Source organism: Flavobacterium sp. HBTb2-11-1 (assembly GCF_009826975.1).
Classification (GTDB): Bacteria; Bacteroidota; Bacteroidia; order Flavobacteriales; family Flavobacteriaceae; genus Flavobacterium.
In genome coordinates, this window is the sequence record NZ_WUMO01000007.1 from 311340 (window position 1) to 338190 (window position 26851).

The window sequence follows — 26851 nt, forward strand, 5'->3', positions numbered from 1 at the left end:
TTTATTTGTTGCCACGAATTTCACTAATTTCCACTAATTAATTCGTGCTAATTTGTGAAATTCGTGGCAAAAAACTTTTTATAATTTTTCTAAGAATGCATTAACTCCAGCTTCATCCATTTGAACGACCTGCCAATCGTCAAGGATTTTTGCGCCCGAATTTTTATAAAAATTTACAGCTGGAGTATTCCAAGCCAAAACATTCCATTCCACTCTTCTAACATTATCTCTTTTTCCTTGTTTCATGATTTCAGCATAAAGAGCAGAACCTAAACCTGTGCCTCGCATCTTCTCTTTTACGATCAAATCTTCAAGATGTATGGTTTTTCCTTTCCAAGTAGAATAGCGGTAATAATACAAAGCTATTCCAACAATTTCTTTCTGTTTTTCTTCATTTTCGATCTCCGCTACAAAAACATTAAATAATGGTTTTTCGCCAAATCCGTCACGCACTAAATCTTCCTCTGTAATGACAACCGCATCAGGCTCTTTTTCGAATATAGCCAGCTCCTGAATAAGCCCTAACACCGATTTCATATCTTCAGGATTTCCTTTTCTAATATTCATATATTCTTATTTTTAACTATTTATTATCTAAAAAAGCGTCATTTTATTGGATGCTTTTTGCAGATTGTTAGCAAATATACAATAGTAGCAAACAAACAAAATAATTTTTAAATCATTCTCACAAAATAAGCGATATTTGTGACTTAAAAATAAAACTATAACGATTTAGAAATGGAAGAACGCAATAAAACACTGGGAGAGTTTATTATTGAGAACCAAAAAGCATTTCAGTATTCGTCGGGAGAGCTCTCGCGAATTATCAACTCTATTCGATTGGCGGCAAAAGTGGTCAATCATAAAGTAAACCAAGCGGGTTTAGTAGATATTGTGGGCGCGGCAGGCGAACAGAATGTCCAAGGTGAAGACCAGCAAAAATTAGATGTCTATGCAAACGAAGTATTTATCCAGACGTTAATAAACCGTGAGATTGTCTGTGGTATTGCTTCAGAAGAAAACGACGATTTTATTACAGTTCAGGGGAGCGACAACTGTCATAATAATAAGTACGTGATCTTAATGGATCCGCTAGACGGATCTTCAAACATTGATGTAAATGTTTCTGTGGGAACTATTTTTTCTGTTTTCAGAAGAGTTACTCCAATAGGAACTCCGGTAACTAGCGAGGATTTTTTACAGCCGGGAATCAATCAAGTTGCAGCAGGCTATGTGATTTATGGAACTTCAACCATGCTTGTGTATACGACAGGACATGGCGTAAATGGTTTTACGTTAAATCCAGCGATAGGTACATTTTATCTTTCGCATCCAAACATGAAATTTCCAGAAAATGGGAACATTTATTCGGTAAACGAAGGAAACTATGTTCATTTTCCGCAGGGAGTAAAAAATTACATTAAATACTGCCAGCGAGAAGAAGGAGACAGACCGTACACTTCGAGATACATTGGAAGTTTGGTAGCCGATTTTCATCGAAATATGATTAAAGGTGGAATTTATATTTACCCTACAAGTTCGAAAGCGCCAAAAGGGAAGTTGCGTTTGCTGTACGAATGTAATCCGATGGCGTTTTTGGCAGAACAAGCAGGAGGAAAAGCAACAGATGGTTTTGGAAGAATTATGGAAATTCAGCCAACCGAATTGCACCAAAGAGTGCCTTTCTTTTGCGGGAGCTATAAGATGGTAGAAAAAGCTGAGGAATTTATGGCGGCTGAGTGAGTGATCAGTTTTTAGTGTTCAGTCACAGTCGCAGTTTTCAGTCTGGATTTTAAATATTAAACCCGACAGGTTTTTAAAACCTGTCGGGTTTTGTTTTTTTAATTTTCGTTAGCAGTCAAGTTTCAGTACAAGAACTGAATACTAAAAACTGATTACTGAATACTATTTATGCATATGTTGCATTTCGTAGATAAAAGTATCTGCATCTACTTTTTTGTCAACCAATGACAATGCTTTTGCAATAATATAGTCTACGTTGCTTGGTGTAAATCCAAGGGCAACACTTATCTTTTTTAGAAGTACTTCTTGTTTGTCTTCAAGCTGATGGTCAACATGCACCATGCGAGTTAGGTCATATAAACGCTCCAAGCGTTGAACATATGAATAAGGTGGATTGATCGGATATTTTAAAGGATCGCTAAGAATTTCTTCATATTCCGATTCTGTAATTTCTAAGCGAGAAGCAAGTTTATCTAAAAAGGCTTTTTCTTCTGGATAAACCACCCCATCAGCTAAAGCTACGCGAACAATAGCAGAAAAGTGTCCTTTGTTTCTTTGCTTGAATTCGCTATCAAATAATTCTGAAAATGACATAATGATAAAGTTTTATTATAACAAATATAATCCTATTTTTAAATTATTGATTTTAAATTTCTGCTAAAATTTAACTTATTTTTATTGCAGGATTTAGTAGCCCGAATCTTTAATTTTGAAAATTAATCGTAAGTTTACAACCCCTAATTATTTAATTACATTATACCTATGTCACAATTTTGGATTTATTTTCAAATAGGATTAAAACACGTTTTAGACATTAATGCTTACGATCACGTTCTTTTTTTAATCGCCTTAACCGTTCCGTATCTTTTTAAAGACTGGAAAAGAATTTTCTTATTGGTTTCTCTTTTTACAATTGGCCATACCTTGGCTTTAATTCTTTCTGTTTACGGCATAATTGCCATAAAAGTGAATGTTGTAGAATTCCTGATTCCGATTACAATCTTGATAACAGCTCTTTATCATTTGTTTACGGCCGGAAAGACCTCAAAAAATGATGGTGTAAATCTAGTATTTTTCATAACTTTATTCTTTGGAATTATTCACGGACTAGGTTTTTCTAATTATTTCAAAACAATTTTAGGAGGTTCTGCCACCTCAAAATTGTTGCCTTTAGGAGAGTTTGCCTTAGGAATAGAAGCTGCTCAGCTGGTAGTAGTTTTTGTTGTTCTGGTAATTTCATATATAGTGCAGACAGTTTTCCGTTTTTCAAAACGCGACTGGGCACTTGTAATGTCGGCTTTTATTATCGGAGTTGTAATTCCGATGATTATTGAAAGCCCAATTTGGAACAGATAAATTAAATGGAAGTAAAAAAACTGAATAAATACGATAAAGCATATCTGCGAATTGCAAAAGAGTGGAGCCTGCTTTCTTACTGTAAGCGTAAACAAGTCGGTGCCATTATTGTAAAAGATAGAATGATCATTTCTGATGGTTACAATGGGACACCGTCAGGATTTGAAAATTGCTGCGAAGATGAAAACGGATTGACACGTTGGGATGTTCTGCATGCCGAAGCAAATGCAATCCTGAAAGTAGCAAGATCAACGCAATCTTGTGAAGGAGCAACATTGTATATCACGCTTTCGCCTTGCAAAGAATGCAGCAAATTAATACATCAGTCGGGTATAAAAAGAGTGGTATATCATAATGGATACCGTGACGATTCGGGAATCCAATTTTTAATAAAAGCAGGGGTAGAAGTAGAACATATTCCTGTTTTGGAAGAATAATGAAATTTAATTCGAAATATTTGCCAATCGTAATAGGAGCGACTTTTGCTCTTGGAACAATTGCCGGAAGCTTGATGAATGCTCCTGCAAGTGACCAGCTTTTGGCTAAAAATTACTCCAAAACTAAACTTAACAAACTCATTGATTTTATCAATACCGAATATGTTGATAGCGTCAATACCGATTCGATTGTAAACCTTACAGTCGATAATATTCTTTCTAAATTGGATCCGCATTCAGTTTATATTCCGCCAAGCGAACAGGCTGAGGTTGCCGAAAGCATGAAAGGAGATTTCGTGGGAATCGGAATCAATTTTTATATGTATAAAGATTCGGTTGCGATCATAAAGCCAGTAGAAAACGGTCCTTCAGCAAAAGCAGGAATAAAATCTGGCGATCGAATTTTATTTGCAGGAAAAACCAAATTGTATGGCAGAAAATTGCCTTCAGATAGTTTGTTTTCTAAATTAAAAGGACTTCAAGGTTCAGAAATTGAATTGACTGTTTTTAGGAAATCAGAACAAAAGAAACTAAAGTTTAAAGTAAAACGAGATATTATTCCAATTAAAAGTGTTGATGCTTCTTTGCTGATTGGAAATAATGTGGGGTATATCAAAATAAACCGTTTTGCCGAAACTACTTTCAATGAATTTAAAACTGGTTTGACTAGATTAAAGCAAAAAGGAATCCAGTCGCTTGTAATTGACCTTCGCGATAATGGAGGCGGTTATATGGAAGAAGCGATAGCTATTGCCGATGAGTTTTTAAAAGACAAACAGTTAATCGTTTTCACTAAAAGCAAAAACGGCTCAACTGAAAAAACATACGCAACAAAAGCAGGAAGTTTTGAGACAGGTAAAGTATATGTTTTAATTAATGAAAATAGCGCTTCTGCGAGCGAAATCTTAGCAGGAGCCATTCAAGATAATGATCGCGGAACTATTGTCGGAAGACGTTCTTTCGGAAAAGGTCTTGTTCAAAGAGAAATGGACTTTAATGACGGATCTGCTGTGAGATTGACTGTAGCACGTTATTATACACCAACAGGAAGATCAATTCAAAAGCCGTATAAAAAAGGAAACGAAGAATATTTTAAAGAATCGGAATCTAGAATTGCTACTGGAGAATTATATGCAAAAGACAGCATAAAAGTAGCAGATTCTTTGAAGTTTAAAACTCCTAAAGGAAAAATCGTTTATGGCGGCGGCGGAATTGTTCCAGATGTTTTTGTCCCAATGGAAGCAGAGCATGGAAATGAAAATGTTGCTTATTTATTGCAAACAGGAATTGTTGGCCATTTTGTCTTTGAAGAATTAGATAAAAATAGAAATGCTTTTGCGGGAGATAATTTCAATGAGTTTTTGACTAAAATGAAAGGCTCAGATTTTTATTTCAAAAGATTTAAAAACTATATTTTAATGACAGGTTTAGATTTGAAATTGGATAAAACGAAAGCGCTCGTAAACCGTCATATTACAGCTGAATTTGCACGACAGCTGTTTGGAGAATTGTATTATTATGATGTAATCTTGAAAGATGATGCCATGATAAAAACAATTCTAGCTCCAAAGAAATAACTTCAATCTTTATATCATGAAAATAGAAACCGTTGTTGATGCAGAAATCGAACTCTTGACTGCAATTAAAAAATCGGATGTTATGGCTTTGGAAACAATCCTTCATGATGATTTATTGTTTAATATGCCCGACGGACAAACCATAACGAAAGAGTTTGATTTGGAATCATATCGTTCAGGAAAGTTAAAAATTAATTCTTTGGAAGCATCAGATCAAATTGTCAGTATAATTGATGATTCGGCTGTTGTTGCTGTTACAGTTGCCTTAAAAGGCGCTTATGACGGAAATGCAATCAGCGGAGTTTTCAAATATTTAAGGGTTTGGAAAAAATCGGGTAAGAATCTAAAAGTTATTGCAGGGAGCTGTGTTCAGTTGGCGTAAAGTTTGATGCAATAAAATAATAGTAACTTAAAATAAAACTTTGCGAACCTTTCGTAAATCCTCGCGAACTTCGCGGTTAAACTAATAATATATGAAAAATTTAAAAAGAGTAAGTTTTCTAGTGCTTTTAATGACTTTTGTAATCTCTTGCACAACTATGAAAAATGATGCTAATGCTGTAGTTTCAGGAAAAGTAGACGGTATAGAAGCAGGTAAAGATGGTTACACGGCCAAAATTACAACAGACGCAAAAGAAGTTTACTTTGCAACAATCAGTATTGTAAACGTTGGCGGGCCTCAGAATTACAAACAATTAAAAATTGGAGATGTAGTGTCTGTAAAAGGAGAAAAATGGAAATCTGAAGATGAAAACCATATTAAAGTAACAGAAATCGTTTCGGTTAAATAAGTTAACCATAAAGTTTTAAACCATTAAGAGATTAAGTTTATTAAGCTGTATAGCTGTTTTCTTAATCTCTTAATGGTTTTTTCTGTTTGGAGTTTTTTCTTAATGAAACTTGGTAATTAAGTTTGCATCAAAATAGAACTTAATTTATCTTAATCTCTTAATGGTAAAAACAAAAAATTATCGAGTGCTATCATGAGCGTGAGTCTGTACGCCGTTATTCCATAAAGTAAGAATGTCTGTCGCTACAGCAGCGCCACTTCCGGCTGCAATTGCCAATTGACTTCTCCAACCCGCTAAAGTACCGATTACATAAATGCCGTCAGCAACTTTATGGTCTTCATTTTTAAGCTGTATACGCTGTTTTTCTGGAAGCGCTTTTTTGTGAGGTTCAACAAATTGCATCAAACCTTCAATGTCGAAAGTATTGGCAGAACCAATTCCGACCACGATATTTTTTGTTTGGTATGAATTCTTGTTGGTTACTACGGTAAATTCTGGATAACTGCCTTCAATTTTCATTACTTTTTCATTTGAAATCTGAGTAATGTGCGGGTAAGTTGTTACTAAATGCTGTGTGCTTTCAGTTAAAAGTTCAGAACCTAATTTTCCTGGTGTAATTCCGTGAGCGTTATAAAATACTGCCTCTTGTAAAGAAGAATTTTTCTGATGAGTAAAAATTCCGATTTTTTTGTCAGTAACAAAAGTTTTGTTTTTTGCGGATCCTAAGACAAGAGCACAAGACATGCCAGATACTCCTCCGCCAATAATTAAAACATCAAACATATTATCTGTTGTCATTCATTTTTTCTTCAATTCTTTTTGAAATTCTAAAAATCAAAAGAATCAAAACAGCGCAAAATGAAGCGGCGATTCCAATAAAAGCTACCATGCTATCTCCTTGAAAAGGGTTTTTAAAGTCTAATAGCGTAATATTAAAAACGATTAAAGCTAATGCCAAAAGCACTAAGATTGAAGTGAAAATTTTCATAAGGTTGTCTTTGTTTTTGTCTAAAATAATAAAGTAGAACTTTATGGGGAAATTGCCTCAAAGTTGTATTTTAGAAATTTTACGGGGTAAATTTATAAAAATAAAATTTAGACAAACAAACCTTTAACATTAGCAGCGAATAATTTAACAGCAATTGCTAAAAGTATTACTCCAAATGTCTTGCGAACCACTCCAAGTCCGTTTTCTCCCAGTAGATTTTCGATTTTTTTAGAAGACTTTAAAACGATGTAAACTAGAATAATATTTAATAAAATGGCAATGATAATATTGATGGTATGAAACTGTGATCGAAGTGATAATAAAGTGGTCATTGTTCCTGCACCAGCAATTAGAGGAAACGCCAGCGGTACAATAGAAGCAGACCCTGGTTCTTCATCGCGATAGATTCTGATTCCTAAAATCATTTCTAAAGCCAAAAAGAACAAAACAAATGATCCTGCAACGGCAAACGAGTGAACGTCGATACCAATCAAATTCAGTAAGCCTTCTCCAACAAAAAGAAAAACAATCATGATAGCGCCTGCAACAATCGATGCCTTTTCAGACTCGATGTGTCCAACTTTTGCTCTTAAATTCACAATAATCGGAATCGAACCAACAATATCAATTACGGCAAAAAGCACCATACTAACGGTAATGATTTCTTTAAAATCGATTTCTAACATATCGCTTTGATTTTTAGGGTTTAAAAAACTGCTGCAAAAGTAGTTAATAAAGTTAGGTATTTTTTCAATATCATGTACTTTTGTTATAAAAACATGTTTTAATAGCTAAAAAAGTGATATTTGTAACAATTGTTATTTTCTTTTGCATTTAGTAAAACTTATAATAGGATTAACCGCAAAGCACGCAAAATTAAATTCGCAAGGTTCGCAAATTAAAATAGGTATTGGAAATGTGTGCGTATAAACTTTGTGAACCTTTGCGCAAATCCTTGCGAACTTTGCGGTTAAATTTTCATCCTATTTTATCTCCTTTCTTTGACTATCTTTGCATTTTAAAATTTACAGTATTTAATATCATGTTTCAGTTAGGTAAAACTATTATTTCAGAGGACATTCTGGAAAAAGAATTTGTGTGCAACTTGTCTGCTTGTAAAGGAGCTTGTTGTGTGGATGGAGATGCGGGGGCGCCTTTGAATGAGGCTGAAACTAAAATCTTAGAAGAAATTTACCCAAAAGTAAAACCTTTTTTGCGAAAAGAAGGAATTGAAGCAATCGAAACACAAGGAACTTGGGTAAAAGGAACAGATGGTGATCTAGAAACGCCGCTGATTGATAATAAAGATTGCGCTTATGTGATTTTTGACGGGAAAACGGCACTTTGCGGAATCGAGCAAGCTTACAATCAAGGAGTAGTGGATTGGAAAAAACCTGTTTCTTGTCATTTATACCCAATTCGAGTAAAAGACTTCACAGAATTTGCAGCTGTCAACTATGATAAATGGGATATCTGCGATGATGCTTGTTCGTTAGGAAAAGAACTTGAAGTTCCAGTTTACAAATTTGTAAAAGAGGCATTGATTCGCCGTTTTGGAGAAGACTGGTATTTGGAGCTAGAAAAGGTAGCTGAAGAGCTTAAAAATTCTTAAAAATTAAAGTGTAATTTATACCTTTTTCTCTCTTCATTTTTTGACTCAAAAAAACAAAGTTTTAACTCAAAAAAAACTTTTTAAAACTATTTAAAATTTCTTGCTTTTTATATTTAAAAGTCTATATTTTACGGGGCTTTCAGGTATGATTATTGGTTTTAAATGTTTCATTTACAGTAAATTAATTATTGTATGAAAAATGTTTCAAAAAATTAACGTTGTTAAAAACTACAGCAAATTGTGAATAAGTTTGACTTTCATTTTTGGCGTTAATTGACAATCTTTGTAGTCTATTGAATTAGCAAAAAATTCGGTATAAAAATTAAACAAAAATTGTCATGTCTCAAGTAGAACCAATCTTACAAGAAAATAAAAATCGTTTCGTTATTTTTCCTATCAAACATCATGATATTTGGGAATGGTATAAAAAAATGGAAGCTAGTTTCTGGACTGCTGAAGAAATCGATTTGCACCAAGATTTGACAGATTGGAATAACAAACTGAATGACGATGAAAGATATTTCATTAAACATATTTTAGCATTCTTTGCAGCTTCTGACGGGATCGTAAATGAAAACTTGGCTGAGAACTTTGTAAACGAAGTTCAATATGCAGAAGCGAAGTTTTTCTATGGTTTCCAGATCATGATGGAAAACATTCACAGCGAAACGTATTCTTTATTAATTGATACTTACGTTAAAGATGAAGCTGAGAAAACGGAATTGTTTAATGCTTTAGAAGTTTTCCCGGCTATTGCTAAAAAAGGAGAATGGGCTTTAAAATGGATCGAGTCAGATTCATTTGCTGAAAGACTTATTGCTTTTGCTGCAGTTGAAGGAATCTTTTTCTCAGGAGCTTTCTGTTCAATTTATTGGTTGAAAAAACGTGGTTTAATGCCAGGTTTAACATTCTCTAATGAATTGATTTCTCGTGACGAAGGCGTACACTGTGATTTTGCTGTTCACTTGCACAATCACCATTTGGTAAACAAAGTGCCAAAAGAAAGAATCAAAGAAATTATTGTCGATGCCTTAGATATCGAAAGACAATTTATTACTGAATCTCTTCCGGTAAGTTTAATTGGTATGAACGCTACTTTAATGACACAGTACTTAGAGTTTGTTGCCGATAGGCTTCTAGTAGAGTTAGGTTGTGAGCGTGTCTACGGATCAGCGAATCCATTCGATTTCATGGACATGATTTCTCTTCAAGGAAAAACTAATTTCTTTGAAAAACGTGTTGCGGAGTATCAAAAATCAGGTGTGATGAACAATGACAGCGATGCTCAAAAAATTTCATTCGATGCAGATTTTTAGACAACAAAAAATATTTTAGCGTCTATCTTCTAGAGACACTAAAAAAAGATTACAGATTATTTTTAAAGGTTGAACCTCTTTCCCCAAGTCGCAGGTTCAATAGCAATTTTTGACGCATTTAAATTCGTTTTTCGGATTTGAAACGAGTAACTATTGAGAATTTGGTAATTCTCTAAAATTAATTTAAAAACACGCAATGTTTAAGTACTGGAATTCGTTTTCTAGTTACTTTAATTTTTTCAATAACCATAAAAGGTAAGCTTATGTATGTAGTAAAAAGAGATGGCCATAGAGAGCCCGTAATGTTTGATAAGATTACAGAAAGAATCAAAAAATTGTGTTACGGCTTAAACGAGCTTGTAGATCCGGTTAAGGTAGCCATGAGAGTTATCGAGGGATTGTATGATGGAGTTTCGACTTCTGAATTGGATAATCTTGCAGCAGAAACGGCGGCTTCTATGACAATTGCGCATCCCGATTATGCTCAATTAGCAGCTCGTGTAGCAATTTCTAACCTGCATTCAAATACCAAAAAATCTTTCTCAGAAACGATGAAAGATATGTATCACTACGTAAACCCAAGAAATGGACAAGATGCGCCATTAATTGCTGATGATGTTTACAAAGTGATCCAAGAAAACGCTGCCTTTTTAGATTCTCATATCATTTATACAAGAGATTTTAATTACGACTATTTTGGTTTCAAAACTTTAGAGCGTTCTTATCTTCTTAAAATAAACGGAAAAATCGTTGAGCGTCCACAGCACATGTTAATGCGTGTTTCTGTTGGGATTCACTTAGATGATTTAAAATCGGTTATCGAAACTTACGATTTGATGTCTAAAAAGTTCTTTACGCACGCAACGCCAACGTTGTTCAACGCGGGAACTCCAAAACCGCAAATGTCATCTTGTTTCCTTTTGGCAATGCAGGAAGATAGTATCGACGGTATTTATGATACATTAAAACAAACAGCTAAAATTTCGCAGTCAGCGGGAGGAATCGGACTTTCTATTCACAACGTTCGTGCGACTGGATCTTACATTCGCGGTACAAACGGAACATCAAACGGAATTGTTCCGATGTTGAGAGTTTTCAACGACACAGCACGTTATGTAGATCAAGGTGGAGGAAAACGTAAAGGAAGTTTCGCGATTTACATCGAAACTTGGCATGCTGATATTTTCGATTTCTTGGATTTAAAGAAAAACCACGGAAAAGAAGAAATGCGTGCAAGAGATTTATTCTTCGCAATGTGGACTTCAGATTTATTCATGAAACGTGTTCAAGAAGATGGGCCATGGACTTTAATGTGTCCAAATGAATGTCCAGGTTTGTATGATGTTTACGGAGACGAATTTGAAGCTTTGTATACAGGATATGAAGCGCAAGGAAAAGGAAGAAAAACAATCCGTGCTCGTGAATTATGGGAGAAAATCCTAGAATCTCAAATCGAGACTGGAACACCATATATGTTGTACAAAGATGCAGCAAACCGTAAATCAAACCACAAGAATTTAGGAACAATTCGTTCTTCTAACTTGTGTACAGAGATTATGGAGTTTACTTCTAAAGATGAAATTGCAGTTTGTAACTTGGCTTCAATCTCATTACCAATGTTCATTGAAAATGGAGAATTCAACCATGAATCACTTTACAATGTTACAAAACGTGTAACTCGTAACTTGAACAAAGTAATCGACAGAAACTACTATCCGGTAAAAGAAGCTGAGAACTCAAACATGCGTCACCGTCCAGTTGGATTAGGAGTGCAAGGTTTAGCAGATGCTTTCATCATGTTACGTATGCCATTTACAAGTGATGAAGCTAAAAAATTAAACCAAGAGATTTTCGAAACATTATACTTCGCAGCTTGTACCGCTTCTATGGAAATGGCAAAAGAAGAAGGGCCATATTCAACTTTTGAAGGTTCTCCAATGTCACAAGGAGAATTCCAACACAATATGTGGGGAATGAAAGATGAAGAATTATCAGGTCGTTGGGACTGGGCTTCATTAAGAAAAGAAGTAATGGAACACGGAGTTCGTAATTCATTATTAGTTGCGCCAATGCCAACAGCTTCTACTTCTCAAATCTTAGGAAACAACGAAGCTTTTGAACCATATACTTCAAACATTTATACTCGTCGTGTATTGTCTGGAGAGTTCATCGTAGTAAACAAACATTTACTAGAAGATTTAGTAAAATTAGGTTTATGGAATGAAGATTTGAAACAAGAAATTATGCGTCATAATGGATCTGTTCAAAATATCAATATTATTCCACAGGACTTAAAAGATCTTTACAAAACAGTTTGGGAAATGTCGATGAAGGACATTATCGATATGTCTCGTCAAAGAGGATATTTCATTGACCAGTCTCAATCGTTGAACTTGTTTATGCAAGATGCCAACTATTCTAAATTGACTTCAATGCACTTCTACGCTTGGCAATCTGGTTTAAAAACAGGAATGTACTACTTGAGAACAAAAGCGGCTGTAGATGCAATTAAGTTTACATTAAACAACGATAAAAAAGAAGAAACAGCTCCATCATTGGTTCAGGAAACTGAATCAATCAGCGTTGAGGATTACAAAGCAATGCTTTTAAAAGCACAAGCTGCAGATCCTGAGGATTGTGAGATGTGTGGGTCTTAATTTTTCTTAGAAGAAAGAGAATAGAATAAAGAAGAAAGATTTATTCTGAATTTATAGAAAGCAGTTATTGTAATGATAGCTGCTTTTTTTGCTAATAACAACTAAATAGTTTATGACTAAAATTTTAAGCTTAGTTTTTTTATTTTGTCTTTTTTCATGTAAAGAAAAAACAGAGGAACTAAAAGTACTGAAAGAACAGAATTTAGAAGAAATTGATCAGGAAGATGTAAGAACAATAAGTACGAGAGTGACAGATTACGATACATTAATTAATCGGGTTAAAAAGAAAGGTGATGTAGAAGCTTATGATGAACTTTTTTATAGTTTCAAAGATTGTTGTTTCCGTGAAAGCACAGATAGTGTAATGTTATACGCTAAAATTATGGCGGAGAAATTTAATTATGAAAGAGCTTATTTTGATTATTATCAAGCTATGTTGGAAAAATACAATATAGATAATTCAAATTTTCCTCAAATTGACATTAGTAAAATGAATAAAAAGGAAAAACTGAAATTGGAAAATTGGTTTAAAATGATGGTTCAAAAAAAGCTAATAACACAGCGGAGAGTGGATTCTATTAAAAGGTAATCTGTATAGGCAATTGTTTTCAAACATAGCCCGTGGTTTCAACCACGGGAACACAATGCATTTCCCCAATCCGATTCCCATCTTTGAAACCACGGGCTATACTGACTGTGATTGTTTCATAATAAAAAAGCAATATCCCCAAAAATTATCCGTTCTAAATTAATACCAAAGACTTTCAAAACTCAGCACCTTAGAATCTCAGCGACTTAGCATCTTTAAAATTAAACCTTTAAAAGAAAGTCGAGTCTTATTGTAATAATTTCTGAACGATGAAAAAAAGCAGTCTTTGGTCCTTACGTTTAGGTTTTTCAGGAAAACAAGCTTCAAAAATTGAAAAACTCGGCTTAGAAAAATTTCTAAAGCAATCTTATAATTCAAAATTCGATATAGCACTTCCAGACTTTCTGCAAGATCAGCCTAAAACTACTTTAGAGTTGAAACAAGTTCGGGGAATCATCAAAACTTCAGACCCCGAAACCAAAAAGGAAATTCAGAAAAAAGAAAATCAAGCAACTGCCGAATTCAAAAAATGGTGGATTGCTAAAATGCGAAATGATGAATTTCCTTTGCGCGAAAACATGGTTTGTTTTTGGCACAATCATTTTGTTTCGACTTCACAAAAAGTAAAAATCAATTACTGGATTTATCAGCACAATATGATTTTGCGCGAAAATGCCTTTGGCAATTTCAAAGAATTAACCAAACAAATTCTGAAATCAAACGCAATGGTGCGATACCTCGATAATGGCGATAATAAAAAAGGAAAAGTAAACGAAAATCTAAGCCGTGAATTACTAGAACTATTCACAATCGGAATTGGAAATTATACCGAAGACGATATTAAAAATGGTGCAAAAGCTTTGGCTGGACTTAATATTAGTGATGAAGGTGCCGTTTACAGAAAAAATATCGAAGATAATAGCGATAAAATCTATTTCGGAAAAAAAGGAAATTGGAAAGCAGATGATTTAGTGGATATTATTTTCGAACAGAAAAACATTCCGTACCTCATTACCCGAAAAATTTTGAAATGGTTTATTTGTGATAATCCGTCTGAAGATTTAGTGGTGTATTACGGAGATTATCTTCGAAAGCAAAAATTTGAAATCGAACCTTTATTGACTAAAATCTTTACGGAAGAATTTAAAAAAGAAAATTCTGGAAATAAAATCAAAAATCCGCTGGTTTATATTTTACAGCTTTGCGACGAATTGCAGATGGAGAATGTAAGTGATGCCGCAATTATGGCATTTATAAAGCAGCAGGGAATGGATTTGTACAATCAGGTGAATGTAAAAGGCTGGGATGGTGGAAATTCTTGGCTGACTTCGCAGATTTATCTTCAAAGAAACAATACAGCCGATTTATTATGCAATGGAAAAAGTCTGAATCGAAAGGTTTTGAAAACGATGATGAACGGAGTTGAAAAAGAAAAATCGGAATATGAAAAAGTTGCCGTAAAAGTCGCTTTTGATTCTGATGGAAATAATAAAACGATTATTTCAGAATTGTCAGACCGATTATTATTTAATGTCAGCGATTCGGCTCAAAAAGATATGGAAAATCTTCTGAAATACGATTTTGATCCTAAAGACCCACACGCCGATTTTGCTGTGGTCAGACTTTTTAATTACATCGCAAAACTTCCAGAATATCAATTAATCTAAAAAGCAGTAATCATGAACAGAAGAAATTTTCTAACATTGACAGGAACTTTTACAGGCGGATTGCTTGTGCTTCCCGATTTTTTACACGCTTTTGGTTCTCAGAACAATTTGATTGTGGGAGAACAATGTGTCGTTTTTGTACAGCTGAATGGCGGAAATGACGGTATAAATACCTTTATTCCATATGATGATCCATTATATTATGATTTACGAACGAAAATTGCTTTAAATAAAGATTTGGTTATTGGTAAAAATAAAGGAATGGCATTTCATCCTTCGTTAAAAGATTTTGCCCAAATGCAACAAAACGGAGATTTAACCGTAATTCAGAATGTCGGTTATCCAGAACCTATTCGTTCTCATTTTAGAAGTCAGGAAATCTGGCAGACCGCAACCGATTCGAATAAATATATAAATGAAGGCTGGCTCGGTAGATTTCTAGATTTGCAATGCAACGGACATCATGCAACGGCGGGAATAAATTTAGATTCGATTGATAATTTGGCTTTAAAAGGTGTTGAACCTAATTTTATAACCGTAAAAGATCCAGACCGATTTAAAGTGAAATCAAAAGAAGAAGATGTGACTTTGTCTAAAAATCCACATTTAGATTTTGTTCGAAAAATTGCCAATTCGGTTACCGAAGGTTCTGATGAAATCCAGAAAGCTTTGGCAAAATCTAAAACCGAAATCAGTTATCCAAAAACAGAATTATCGAAAAATTTGGAATGGATTGCAAGACTGATAAAAGGAAATCTAAATTCAAAAGTATATTATACCTCTCTCAACGGATTTGATACGCACGACAATCAGCTTGCAATTCACGAAAGAAAATTAACAGATTTAAACGATGCTTTATATAGTTTTTATTCTGATTTAAAACAGTCACAATTATTGCAAAATGTCACAGTTGTAGTTTTCTCCGAATTTGGAAGACGTGTAAAAGACAACGGCAACGGAACCGATCACGGAACTGCTGCGCCAATGTTTGTTATTGGAGGAAATAACAAAGGAACCATTTTAGGGAAAAATCCGAATCTCGCAGACTTAGATAACGGCGATTTAAAATATGAAATTGATTTCAGAAGTGTTTATGCCTCTTTATTGAAAGAGAAAATGAATTTCGATTATAATAAAATTGGGATTTCGAATAATCCTGTTTCTGGACTGTTTTGAATTAAATAATTAGTGACTAAATTTGCTTAAATTTGTATTCAACTTAATAATAAAAATATGCAAATCAAAAATTTATCTAAATATAGCAATGCTGAAAAAATTGTTTTAGCAGAGCAGTTATGGGACAGTGTTTCTAAAAATGATTTAGAAATTTCTGATGAAGTAAAAAAAGAATTAGATATTCGCATACAGAATTTGGAAGAAGGAAAAACTGAATTATATACGTGGGAAGAAGTTAAAGCTCATTTGAAATCTCTAAGATAAAGTGTATAAACTTCGTTTTGTAAAAGAAGCATTATTTGATATTGAAGATATTGTTCTGTGGTATGAAGAACAACGGATTGGTCTTTCATATGATTTTGAACTTTGTTTAGAGGCTGGAATAGATGCAATATCTCGAAATCCAAATGCTTTTCAAAAGAAATATAAGAATGTCAAAATTCTATTCATTTCAAGATTCCCTTATGGAATTCATTATAGATTCGAAAAACAGGAAATAGTTGTTATAGGTGTTTTTCATACTTCTCGCTCTCCTAAAAATTGGTCAAAGAGATTAAGCAGTAAGTAAAAACCTCAGTTCCTTAGCATCTCAGTATCTCAGAAACTTCAAAACCCTATTGTATATATCTCATTTTAAGCCGATATTTTTATATTATCATACAAAACCTGCTAAATTTGTTAAGAAATCCTTTTTTGTTTCATAAAATGCAATCTTTTTTTTGGCGCACTAAAAATAATTTATACATTCGCAAAGATTTTAAAACAAAACACAAACAAAATGGCAAGTAACCGTTTTTATTTTAGCAACAATTTTTATTTCTTCTTTAGTAGAAGTCAGGATTGTGCTATGGTTATTTGAGAAAAATTTTAAGACAAATAAAACTAATATACAATCCTGATGCAAATCAGGATTTTTTTTTGACTATATGACAACGAAAATTGCAATACAAGGTATTAAAGGATCATTTCATCATCAGGTTGTGAAAGAGTATTTCTCTGAAAATGTGGATATTGATGAGTGTCTGTCTTTTGAAGAATTGATCGACAGCCTTATTGCCGGAAAATCTGATCAGGCTGTAATGGCGATCGAGAATTCAATTGCAGGGCCGATTATCCCGAATTACGCATTGATTGACAAGAATAATTTGCACATTATTGGAGAACATTATTTGAATATTCAGCAGAATTTAATGGCTTTAAAAGGCCAGAAAATTGAAGATATAAGAGAAGTTCATTCACACCCAATGGCACTTTTGCAGTGTATGGATTTCTTGAAGCAATATCCAAATATCAAATTGGTTGAGGATAAAGATACTGCTGAAACAGCAAGAAGAATTCAGGAAAAACAGTTAACCGGAATTGCTGCAATTGCGAGTGTAACCGCTTCTGAAATGTATGATCTGGATATTATTGCATCATCGATTCAAACGATAAAAAACAATATGACGCGTTTCGTGATCATCAAAAAGCAAAATTCATTTTTGCCAGAAAGCGAAATCAACAGAGCATCGGTAAAATTTGAATTAGATCATAAAAGAGGAAGCTTAGCAGCGGTTTTAAATGTAATGAGCGACTGCAAACTGAATTTAACCAAAATCCAGTCGCTTCCAAAAATCGAAACACCTTGGAAATATTCATTCTTTGTAGATGTAACATTCGAGAAATACGAAGATTTTGCAAAAGCAAAGACATTATTAAACATTATGGCAGAATATTTTAAAGTGTTGGGAGAATATAAGAATACCAGACCGTAAAAAAAGGAAATTCCAATTAAAGAAATTCCAAATTCCAATCCTTCGGGATTAAAAAATAAAGAAACTCTAAAAGAGAATAAATAGAAATTATGATTACAACAGCAAAACGATTAGACACAGTTGAAGAATACTACTTCTCATCAAAACTAAGAGAAGTTCGTCAGTTGATGTCTGAAGGAAAATCGATCATCAACATGGGAATTGGAAGCCCTGATTTGAGTCCGTCTAAAGCAGTAATTGAAGCAGTCGCTGCAGCAATTCAAGACGAAAACGGACATGGCTATCAAAGCTATCAGGGATTGCCAGAAATGAGAAAGGCGATGGCAGATTTTTATCGTGATCAGTTTGGTGTTGAAGTGAATCCGAATAATGAGATTTTGCCTTTGATGGGTTCAAAAGAAGGAATTATGCATATTTCGTTAGCATTTTTAAATGAAGGCGATCACGTTTTGATTCCGAATCCGGGTTATCCAACTTATACTTCGGTAACCAATTTGGTTCAGGCAGTTCCAGTTTATTATGATTTGAAAGAAGAAAACGGCTGGGAACCGGATTTTGAAGCTCTTGAAAAATTAGACCTTTCGAAAGTAAAAATTATGTGGCTGGGTTATCCCCACATGCCGACAGGAGCTAGAGGAAGTTTAGCGTTATTTGAAAAATTGGTTGCTTTTGCTAAAAAACACAATATCTTATTGATCAACGACAATCCGTATAGTTTTGTTTTGAATGATAATCCGATGAGTTTATTGCAGGTTGAAGGAGCGAAGGATGTAGCTTTAGAATTGAATTCGTTAAGTAAAACATTCAACATGGCAGGCTGGAGAGTCGGTATGGTTTTAGGAAATCCTGAAATTATCGATGCGGTCCTAAAAGTTAAAAGCAACATGGACAGCGGAATGTATTACGGAATCCAAAAAGGAGCTATCGCAGCTTTAAAATGTGATAAATCTTGGTTCGAAGACCAAAACAAAATTTACAGACGCCGAAGAGAATTAACAGAGAAACTAGCTGAAAAGCTAAACTGTAAAGTGTATAAAGAAGGAGTTGGTCTTTTTGTTTGGGCAAAATTGCCAGAAGGAATTGAATCAGCAGAAAAGTTCATTGACGAAATATTATATGAGAAACATATTTTCATCACGCCGGGAACCATTTTTGGAAGCAACGGCGAAGGATATATCAGATTCTCATTGTGTGTAAAAGAAGAAAAAGTAAAAGAAGCGATAGATCGATTTTAGATTTTAGAATGCAGATTTTAGATTTCAGATTTTGCGAACCTTGCGTAAATCCTTTGCGAACTTTGCGGTTAAATAAGGTTGGAATTTGGAATTTTAAAATTGGAAATTAAAAAGATTATGAAAGTATACGTAATAGGAATAGGGTTAATAGGCGGTTCGATGGTGTTAGACATCAAGGGACGTTATCCTGATGCTACTATTTTAGGAATCGACAACAACGAAAAACATTTGCAGGAAGCAATTGATCTTGGAGTTATTGATGAAGCAGGAAGTTTTGAAGATCTGCAAAAAGCCGATTTTGTAATTGTTTCGGTTCCGGTAGATGTAGCGCTGACGGTTTTGCCTAAAGTTTTGGATGCTGTAGGAGATAAAACAATTGTTTTTGAAGTAGGATCTACTAAAAAACCAATTTGCGAAGCAGTAGCCAATCACCCGAAAAGAAGAAATTTTATTGCGACGCATCCCATTGCGGGAACAGAGTTTTCGGGTCCATCAGCAGCAATAAGAGGTTTGTTTCAAGGAAAGACAAATATTATCTGTGAAGTCGAAAAGACTGCTTTTAAATTACAAGAAAAAGCATTAAATCTTTTCACTTCAATAGGAATGAGAATCCGATACATGGATCCCGTTTCGCACGACAAACACATTGCTTACGTTTCGCATTTATCACACATCAGTTCGTTTATGCTCGGAAAAACAGTAATGAATAAAGAAAAAGACGAACAAGATATTTTTGATATGGCGGGAAGTGGATTTGAAAGCACCGTTCGTTTGGCAAAAAGTTCACCTGCAATGTGGACACCCATTTTTAAACAAAACAAAGAATACGTTCTGGAAACCTTAGAAGGTTATATCGCAAATTTAACTCAGTTTAGAGATTTGCTGGCAGATGATAATTACAATGCCATTTTTGAAGAAATGGAAGGCGTAAATAAAATTAGAGAAATATTAAACGGAATAACTATAAAAAAGTAAACTATAAAAACGATGGAAAATAAGAAAGAAATGAGAAAGTGGTTAGAAGATTTCAATTTAAATCACCCACTTGTGATAGCTGGACCTTGTAGTGCAGAAACTGAAGATCAGGTTTTGAAAATCGCTCACGAATTAAAAGATTCAAAAGTAAGCGTATTCAGAGCTGGAATCTGGAAACCAAGAACTCGTCCAGGAGGATTTGAGGGTGTTGGTGAAATTGGATTAAAATGGTTGCAAAAAGCTAAAGCTGAAACTGGTTTATTAATGGGAACTGAAGTTGCAACTGCAGCGCACTGTAAACTAGCTTTAGAACACGATATCGACGTTTTATGGGTTGGTGCACGTACAACGGCAAACCCTTTCGCGGTTCAAGAAATTGCTGATACTTTAAAAGGAACTGATAAAATTGTTTTGGTTAAAAACCCAGTAAACCCAGATTTAGCTTTATGGTTAGGTGGTGTTGAGCGTTTACACATGGCTGGAATCGAGAAATTAGGTGTTATCCACAGAGGTTTCTCTACTTACGAAAAAACAAAATACAGAAACATTCCAGAGTGGCAGATTGCTATCGAATTGCAAAATAAATTCCCTGATTTACCATTAATCATCGATCCATCTCACATTACAGGAAACCGTAATATGATTTTCGAAGTGACGCAAGAAGCTTTAGACTTGAATTACGATGGTATGATCATCGAAACGCACATCGATCCAGACAACGCTTGGTCTGATGCTGCTCAACAAGTTACTCCAGATGCTTTGAAACAAATCATCAAAGATTTAACGATCAGAAAAACGGATGATACTACAGATGAGTACAGCCAAAAAATGAAAAAATTAAGAGCTAACATCGACGTTTTGGATGCTAACTTATTAGAATTGTTAGGAAAACGTATGAAAGTAGCTGATGAAATTGGTCAAGTGAAAAAAGATGCAAACGTTGCGATCCTTCAAAACAACCGTTGGAACGAAATCTTAGGAAAAATGATTTTGGAAGGTGAGAAAAAAGGTCTTACTGAAGAGTTTGTTTTGAAATTATTCAAAGCAATTCACCAAGAAAGTATTGGTCATCAAGAGAAAATTTTCAACGCATAATTTTGTCTTAAACCATATAAGTGATATAAGATAATTTAGGTTTGGTTGAGATTTATCTTAAGTTTTTCTTATAGCACAATATTAAAAATAGATTGTTTTTTTAAATCCCCATAGCTTTGAAAGAAGTAGTGGGGATTTTTGTTTAGGAAAATATTCGCCCAGTTATATTCAAATATATTACTTATATGGTTTAAATTATTCATTTATCTTTGCAAAAGATTTAGGTTTTAATCTAAAATCTAAAATCAGAAATCTAAAATAAAAGAATGACAGGAACCGTATATAAATCTACAGGAAGCTGGTATACCGTAAAATCTGAAAAAGGAGATTTTATAGAATGCCGTATGAAAGGGAAATTTAGAATAAAAGGAATTAAAAGTACCAATCCTATTGCTGTAGGCGATATAGTCGATTATGAGTTGGATGAAACTTCGGATGCTATTACGGGAACGATTCATAACATTCATGAAAGAAAAAACTATATCGTTCGTAAATCGGTTAACTTGTCAAAGCAGATTCATATTATTGCTTCTAATATTGATCAGGTTTTTTTACTGATTACGATTGATAATCCGCCAACGACGACAAGTTTTATTGACCGTTTTTTAGTTACCGCCGAGGCCTATGGAATTGAGGCTATTCTTGTTTTCAATAAAATTGACACTTTAACAGAACAAACTTTAGACGATCAGCTTTATCTGCAGCATATTTATCAAGAAATAGGATATAAGTGTCTCCGAATTTCATCAACAGAAAATAAAGGAATTGACAAGCTAAAAGAAATGATGATCGGAAAAGTAAGTATGTTTTCCGGACATTCTGGTGTTGGAAAATCAACTTTGGTTAATGCATTAGAACCAAGTCTTCACTTAAAAACTTCCGTAATTTCAGAACAAAGCAAGCAAGGACAGCACACCACGACTTTTGCTGAAATGTACGATTTGTCTTTTGATGCCCGAATTATTGATACTCCAGGAATTAAAGGATTCGGAATCGTAGATATGGAGCCAACTGAAATCACCGATTATTTTCCAGAATTTTTCAGATTGAAAGATCAATGTAAGTTTAACAACTGTTTACACAAAGAAGAACCGCATTGCGCCATAAAAGCAGCTTTGGAAAAAGACGAAATCGCTTGGTCACGATATAATAGTTACCTTAAAATCTTAGAAGGTGATGAAGAACATTATCGTACAGATACGTATGGAGAAGATCGCGCTGCGAGTGATGAAACAAGAAAGTAAATAAATTCCAATTTTAAAAATCCAAATTCCAAACAGAAGGTAAGACCGATTCTAACTGTCGAAATGTACTGCAGTGCATCTAACATTAGAATTTAAAATCTTTTTAATCCTCATATCCCGATAGCTATCGGGAGTGGCTAAAAAAAATAATATAAATGAAAATTGTACTTCAAAGAGTTTCTGAGGCATCTGTAACAGTTGAAAATAAAAAAACAGCAGATATTCAAAAAGGTTTATTGGTTTTAGTCGGAATTGAAGATGCCGATACTCAGGAAGATATAGATTGGCTTGCTGGAAAAATTATAAAAATGAGAATTTTTGGAGACGAAAATGACGTTATGAACTGCTCGGTTCAAGATATTGGCGGAGATGTTATTGTTGTAAGTCAGTTTACGCTTCATGCATCGACCAAAAAAGGAAATCGTCCTTCATATATAAAAGCAGCCAAACCAGATTTTGCAATTCCAATGTACGAGAACTTTGTTCAGGCAGTGGAAAAAGAATTGGGTAAGAAAGTGCAAACTGGAATTTTTGGTGCCGATATGAAAGTCAGCCTTTTAAATGACGGGCCAGTTACAATCGTAATGGATAGCAAAAACAGGGAATAAAATATTATTAAACATTTGTTAAGGATTTCTGAAAATAATATATATTTGACGAAAATACCTACTAATGAAAAACCTGTTTTGCGCGTTATTTTTTATTTTATTTACCGCCAATATTTCTGCTCAAAAGAGCATTTATCCTATATCTTCTATTCCTGATAGTTTAACACAAAATGCTAATGCTGTTCTTCGCTTAGACCAGATGGATATTGTCATTGCTTCGCAAAGAAGTATGAATATTAAAACTCAAAGAATTGTTTCTGTTTTAAACGAAAAAGGTTTAAAAGATATTGATGCTTTTAGTCATTATGATAAGACAACTTCAGTGAAGAATATTGAAGCTATAGTCTATGACGCTTTAGGAAATGAAATCAAAAAAATCAAAAGAAAAGATTTTAGGGATCAAAGCGCCGTAAGCGGAAGCACGCTTTTTTCAGATAATCGAGTGCTTTACTTAGATTATACTCCAATTTCATATCCTTTTACTATTGCTTTTACGTGCGAGACTGAAACTTCAAATACTGCCTTTATACCGCAATGGTATTTTATTGGTAATTATTACGTAAGCATAGAAAAATGTATTTTGAATATTACTTTTCCAAAGGGATTGGGCTTTAAGAAGAAAGAGTTCCGATTTGATAATTTCAAAATAAAAAAAACAGCCGATACCGATACCAATTTAAGTTATATAGCAACACATATTCCTGCTCAAAAACAAGAAGATCTTAGCCCTTCTCCGTCAGATCTTTTTCCTAAAGTTATGATGGGATTAGAAAATTTTCATTTAGAAGGAGTTGACGGAAATGCTACTACTTGGGAAGCATTCGGTAAATGGTATGGAGATAAAATCTTAACGGGAACTACTGTTTTGCCCGAAGAAACCAAAGCAAAAATCAAGGCTCTTGTTGGTGATGAAAAAGATCCTGTTAAGAAAGCTAAAATCATTTACGATTACGTGCAGAAAAAATCCCGATATGTAAATATTGCAGTTGGAATTGGCGGCTGGAAACCTATGCTGGCCAACGATGTTGATCGTTTAGGATATGGGGATTGCAAAGCATTGTCAAATTATACAAAAGCACTTTTGCAGGTTGTAGATGTTCCGTCCTACAATACCATTTTATATGGCGATCGTTATAAAGCAGATATTCAGTCTGATTTTGTTTCGATGCAAGGAAACCATATGATTTTGGCAATTCCGAATAAAGATAGTTACATCTGGCTAGAATGTACAAGTCAGGATGATCCATTTGGCTATCAAGGAACTTTTACAGACGATCGTGATGTTTTGGTTGTAAAACCAGAAGGAGGAGAAATTGTTCGCACTAAAATCTACGACGATCGAGGAAATATCCAAGATGGAAAAGGAACTTACACAATTGATGGATCTGGAAATTTCTCAGGAACATTAAAAATTGCATCACAAGGAAGTCAATATGCATCTAAATCTCGAGTAGAAACCATGCAGCCAAACGAAAAAGAAGAACATTACAAAGAGTATTGGGATAATATCAACAACTTAAAATTGGGTAAAATTACTTTTACAAACGATAAAGAGAATATTCGTTTTACTGAAGATGTTCAGTTAAGCGCAACAAATTATGGAACGTTGACGGGTAATAAAATGATTTTTGTGGTTGATGCTTTTAATCAATATACAGGAAATATAAAACGAGTGCGAAACCGCAAAAATCCATTTCAAATTCAGCGTGGCTATTTCGATACAGATGAAATCGAGATCAATCTTCCTGATGGCTACAGTATTGAATTTCTTCCCCAGAATTATGAGCTAAAAGGAAAATTTGGCGAATACAAAACTGAAATCATCAAAAAAGACAATAACAAATTAACTTATAAAAGAACTATGTTCCTCAACAAAGGAAAATATTCTAACAAAGAATATGATGAATACCGTTTATTTATGGAACAAGTTTCAAGAAACGACAATGCCAAAATAGTCCTAACCAAAAACTAACAATTGTAAACTAAGATAAACCAAAAATTACCAATGAAAATTATTAAATTATTTAGCCTCACTGTGATTTTGTTGCTTGGTCCAAAAATAATTTCTCAGGAATTTAAACTTGGAAAAGTGTCTGTTGCTGAACTGCAACAGAAAATACATCCTAAAGATTCATCTGCCGCGGCTGCCATTTTATACAAAAGAGGAAAAGCAAGAATCGACTACGATCAAAACACAGGATTTGTAACTTATTTGGATGTTGAAACCCGTATTAAAATCTATAAAAAAGAAGGATATAATTGGGCCAATGAGGCAATTTGGTATTACTACGGTACTGATTTTAAAGAGAAAGTATCGGTAAGCGATGCTGTGACGTATAATTTGGTAGGAGGTAAAATTGAAGCTACAAAACTGAAAAGTGATGGAGTATTTGATGAGGCAGTAAGTAAATTTCGAAGCCAGAAGAAAATCACGATGCCGAATGTTAAAGAAGGTTCTGTTATAGAATTCAAATACAGCGTTAGAAGCCCAGATGTACTTATTCGAGATTGGGATTTTCAAACTAGTATTCCTGTAAATTATTCAGAATTTAAAACATATGTTCCTGAATATTTTGTTTTTACTCCAGCACAAAAAGGGTATGTTTTTCCCAAGGTGGTTTCAGAAAAAGCTAACAAATCGTTCCTTATTACTTCAAAAGAAAGATATAACACAGGAGGTTTTGGAGGTGGAGCAACTCAAACAGAGTTTTATCAGGATAAAATTGAATATGTAGAAACTCAAACGACTTATACTGCAGAAAATTTTGCAGCGATGAAAGATGAATCGTATGTAAATAATATAGAAAACTATATGTCATCGGTTTCACATGAATTGTCAATGACGAGATTTCCAAACAAACCTATAAAGCAACTTTCTACAGATTGGAATTCAGTTGTTAAAACAATTTATGATTATGAAGATTTTGGTCCAGAATTAAATAAAACAGGATATTTTGAAGATGACCTGAAAAAACTGCTTGTAGAAACAAAAACACCAGAAGAGAAAATTTGGGCCATTTTTAATCATGTGAAATCAAACGTGAAATGGAACAATTATACAGGTTATAGCTGTGACAATGGCGTAAAGAAAGCCTACAAAGAAAAAACAGGAAATATTGCCGACATTAATTTAATGCTTACAGCAATGCTTCGTTATTCTGGTTTAACGGCAAATCCGGTTTTGGTGAGCACACGTTCTAATGGAATTGCGCTTTTTCCGAACAGAACAGCGTTTAATTATGTAATTGCGGCTGTAGAAACTCCAAGTGGATATATTCTATTAGATGCTTCCGAAAAATTTTCAACTCCAAATATTTTACCACTTAGAGTTTTAAACTGGAAAGGAAGATTAATACGAAAAGACGGAACTTCTGAAATGATTGATCTAATGCCTGAAAAAGCATCAAGTGATAATGTTTTTATGTCTTACAGCATTGATTCTGATGGAAAAGTAACAGGAAAAACTAGAAGACAATATGCAGATTACAATGCTATGATAACAAGAAACAATATTAGCAATCTTAAAGAAGAGGAGTATCTTGAAAAACTTGAAAACAAGCATAACAAAATAGAAATAAGCGATTACTCTAAAACCAATGAGCATGATGTATTGCTTCCTATAATTGAAACTTATTCTTTTACAGGAAATAATTTATGCGAGCTGATTGGCGATAAAATATACTTAAATCCGATGCTATTTTTTACCAATGATAAAAATCCTTTTAAACAGGAAGTGAGAGAATATCCAGTTGATTTTAGTTATCCGTTTGCTGATAAGTATAATATCACGATTAAAATTCCAGAAGGTTTTGCAGTGGAAACATTGCCGGCTCCTGCAGCTGTAACAATGGAAGATAATCTTGGTGCTTTTAAATTTAATATTGCATCCAATGGAGATACTTTACAATTGTCTATTCTACATCAGATAAATGAAGCTATTGTTTCCGCTGAAAAGTATGATATGCTGAAAGAATATTACAAGACCATGATTGCTAAAGAAACAGAAAAAATCGTTTTAAAACGTATTTAAA

At 33.9% G+C, this 26851-nt stretch carries 27 protein-coding genes; 22 read left to right on the forward strand and 5 right to left on the reverse strand.

Annotated features, from left to right (window positions below):
• Positions 1-78 precede the first annotated feature (78 nt).
• Complete coding sequence (locus tag GR162_RS17220; RefSeq protein ID WP_160783128.1) at positions 79-567, reverse strand: GNAT family N-acetyltransferase; 489 nt, start codon at positions 565-567, stop codon at positions 79-81.
• A gap of 171 nt (positions 568-738) precedes the next feature.
• On the opposite strand from GR162_RS17220, the gene fbp reads away from it, so the two are divergent.
• Positions 739-1743, forward strand: coding sequence for a class 1 fructose-bisphosphatase (gene fbp, locus GR162_RS17225; protein ID WP_160783129.1), 1005 nt, complete (start codon positions 739-741; stop codon positions 1741-1743).
• Between the two features lie 162 nt (positions 1744-1905).
• Here the strand turns inward: fbp and GR162_RS17230 are convergent, their stop codons facing one another.
• Positions 1906-2337, reverse strand: a complete 432-nt coding sequence (locus GR162_RS17230; protein ID WP_008465064.1) for a TerB family tellurite resistance protein — start codon at positions 2335-2337, stop codon at positions 1906-1908.
• A gap of 168 nt (positions 2338-2505) precedes the next feature.
• Between GR162_RS17230 and GR162_RS17235 the strand changes: the two genes are divergently transcribed.
• The 5 genes from GR162_RS17235 to GR162_RS17255 all read left to right on the forward strand — a co-directional run bounded on the left by GR162_RS17235 (position 2506) and on the right by GR162_RS17255 (position 5904).
• Positions 2506-3099, forward strand: a complete 594-nt coding sequence (locus tag GR162_RS17235; protein WP_160783130.1) for a HupE/UreJ family protein — start codon at positions 2506-2508, stop codon at positions 3097-3099.
• 5 nt (positions 3100-3104) lie between these two features.
• Positions 3105-3536: a dCMP deaminase family protein gene (locus GR162_RS17240; RefSeq protein WP_160783131.1), complete on the forward strand. Its 432-nt coding sequence runs from the start codon at positions 3105-3107 to the stop codon at positions 3534-3536.
• Complete coding sequence (locus tag GR162_RS17245) at positions 3536-5113, forward strand: S41 family peptidase (protein WP_160783132.1); 1578 nt, start codon at positions 3536-3538, stop codon at positions 5111-5113. Before GR162_RS17240 ends, GR162_RS17245 begins: the two co-directional genes overlap by 1 nt.
• 16 nt (positions 5114-5129) lie before the next feature.
• Positions 5130-5495, forward strand: coding sequence for a nuclear transport factor 2 family protein (locus GR162_RS17250; RefSeq protein ID WP_160783133.1), 366 nt, complete (start codon positions 5130-5132; stop codon positions 5493-5495).
• A 91-nt stretch (positions 5496-5586) separates the two neighbouring features.
• The gene (locus GR162_RS17255; protein WP_008465057.1) at positions 5587-5904 is read left to right on the forward strand and encodes a hypothetical protein; all 318 of its coding nucleotides are present in this window, start codon (positions 5587-5589) and stop codon (positions 5902-5904) included.
• Between the two features lie 177 nt (positions 5905-6081).
• Here GR162_RS17255 and GR162_RS17260 read toward each other — a convergent pair whose 3' ends face one another.
• The 3 genes from GR162_RS17260 to GR162_RS17270 form a co-directional block, all read right to left on the reverse strand.
• Positions 6082-6687, reverse strand: coding sequence for an FAD-dependent oxidoreductase (locus GR162_RS17260; RefSeq protein ID WP_160783172.1), 606 nt, complete (start codon positions 6685-6687; stop codon positions 6082-6084).
• Position 6688: 1 nt separating this feature from the next.
• The gene (locus GR162_RS17265; protein WP_008465053.1) at positions 6689-6892 is read right to left on the reverse strand and encodes a hypothetical protein; all 204 of its coding nucleotides are present in this window, start codon (positions 6890-6892) and stop codon (positions 6689-6691) included.
• Between the two features lie 107 nt (positions 6893-6999).
• Entirely contained in the window at positions 7000-7578 is a 579-nt protein-coding gene (locus tag GR162_RS17270) for a MarC family protein (protein ID WP_091494800.1), read from the reverse strand.
• A gap of 356 nt (positions 7579-7934) precedes the next feature.
• Here GR162_RS17270 and GR162_RS17275 point away from each other — a divergent pair, with 356 nt between their 5' ends.
• From GR162_RS17275 to GR162_RS17350, 16 genes are all read left to right on the forward strand, one after another.
• Positions 7935-8504: a DUF3109 family protein gene (locus GR162_RS17275; RefSeq protein WP_160783134.1), complete on the forward strand. Its 570-nt coding sequence runs from the start codon at positions 7935-7937 to the stop codon at positions 8502-8504.
• 338 nt (positions 8505-8842) lie between these two features.
• Positions 8843-9820: a ribonucleotide-diphosphate reductase subunit beta gene (locus GR162_RS17280; protein ID WP_066033454.1), complete on the forward strand. Its 978-nt coding sequence runs from the start codon at positions 8843-8845 to the stop codon at positions 9818-9820.
• 263 nt (positions 9821-10083) lie between these two features.
• The gene (locus GR162_RS17285) at positions 10084-12477 is read left to right on the forward strand and encodes a ribonucleoside-diphosphate reductase subunit alpha (protein ID WP_160783135.1); all 2394 of its coding nucleotides are present in this window, start codon (positions 10084-10086) and stop codon (positions 12475-12477) included.
• A gap of 112 nt (positions 12478-12589) precedes the next feature.
• Complete coding sequence (locus tag GR162_RS17290; protein WP_160783136.1) at positions 12590-13066, forward strand: hypothetical protein; 477 nt, start codon at positions 12590-12592, stop codon at positions 13064-13066.
• Positions 13067-13335: 269 nt separating this feature from the next.
• On the forward strand, positions 13336-14733 hold the full coding sequence (locus GR162_RS17295) for a DUF1800 domain-containing protein (RefSeq protein ID WP_160783137.1): 1398 nt from the start codon (positions 13336-13338) through the stop codon (positions 14731-14733).
• A gap of 12 nt (positions 14734-14745) precedes the next feature.
• A complete protein-coding gene (locus GR162_RS17300) occupies positions 14746-15909 on the forward strand; it encodes a DUF1501 domain-containing protein (protein WP_160783138.1) in 1164 nt (387 codons plus the stop codon).
• Between the two features lie 57 nt (positions 15910-15966).
• Positions 15967-16173: an addiction module protein gene (locus tag GR162_RS17305; protein ID WP_091494817.1), complete on the forward strand. Its 207-nt coding sequence runs from the start codon at positions 15967-15969 to the stop codon at positions 16171-16173.
• Between the two features lies 1 nt (position 16174).
• Positions 16175-16477, forward strand: coding sequence for a type II toxin-antitoxin system RelE/ParE family toxin (locus GR162_RS17310; RefSeq protein ID WP_160783139.1), 303 nt, complete (start codon positions 16175-16177; stop codon positions 16475-16477).
• Between the two features lie 358 nt (positions 16478-16835).
• Positions 16836-17663, forward strand: a complete 828-nt coding sequence (locus GR162_RS17315; protein ID WP_091135504.1) for a prephenate dehydratase — start codon at positions 16836-16838, stop codon at positions 17661-17663.
• 89 nt (positions 17664-17752) lie between these two features.
• Complete coding sequence (locus tag GR162_RS17320) at positions 17753-18898, forward strand: pyridoxal phosphate-dependent aminotransferase (RefSeq protein ID WP_160783140.1); 1146 nt, start codon at positions 17753-17755, stop codon at positions 18896-18898.
• Positions 18899-19015: 117 nt separating this feature from the next.
• Positions 19016-19873 (forward strand): prephenate dehydrogenase, encoded by an 858-nt coding sequence (locus GR162_RS17325; RefSeq protein ID WP_008465022.1) that lies wholly within the window; start codon positions 19016-19018, stop codon positions 19871-19873.
• Between the two features lie 12 nt (positions 19874-19885).
• The gene (locus tag GR162_RS17330; RefSeq protein WP_160783141.1) at positions 19886-20968 is read left to right on the forward strand and encodes a bifunctional 3-deoxy-7-phosphoheptulonate synthase/chorismate mutase type II; all 1083 of its coding nucleotides are present in this window, start codon (positions 19886-19888) and stop codon (positions 20966-20968) included.
• Positions 20969-21234: 266 nt separating this feature from the next.
• On the forward strand, positions 21235-22212 hold the full coding sequence (gene rsgA / locus GR162_RS17335) for a ribosome small subunit-dependent GTPase A (RefSeq protein ID WP_160783142.1): 978 nt from the start codon (positions 21235-21237) through the stop codon (positions 22210-22212).
• 155 nt (positions 22213-22367) lie between these two features.
• Positions 22368-22820: a D-aminoacyl-tRNA deacylase gene (gene dtd, locus GR162_RS17340; RefSeq protein ID WP_066033463.1), complete on the forward strand. Its 453-nt coding sequence runs from the start codon at positions 22368-22370 to the stop codon at positions 22818-22820.
• A gap of 64 nt (positions 22821-22884) precedes the next feature.
• Complete coding sequence (locus GR162_RS17345) at positions 22885-24792, forward strand: DUF3857 domain-containing protein (protein ID WP_160783143.1); 1908 nt, start codon at positions 22885-22887, stop codon at positions 24790-24792.
• Between the two features lie 33 nt (positions 24793-24825).
• Positions 24826-26850: a transglutaminase domain-containing protein gene (locus tag GR162_RS17350; protein ID WP_160783144.1), complete on the forward strand. Its 2025-nt coding sequence runs from the start codon at positions 24826-24828 to the stop codon at positions 26848-26850.
• Position 26851 lies beyond the last annotated feature (1 nt).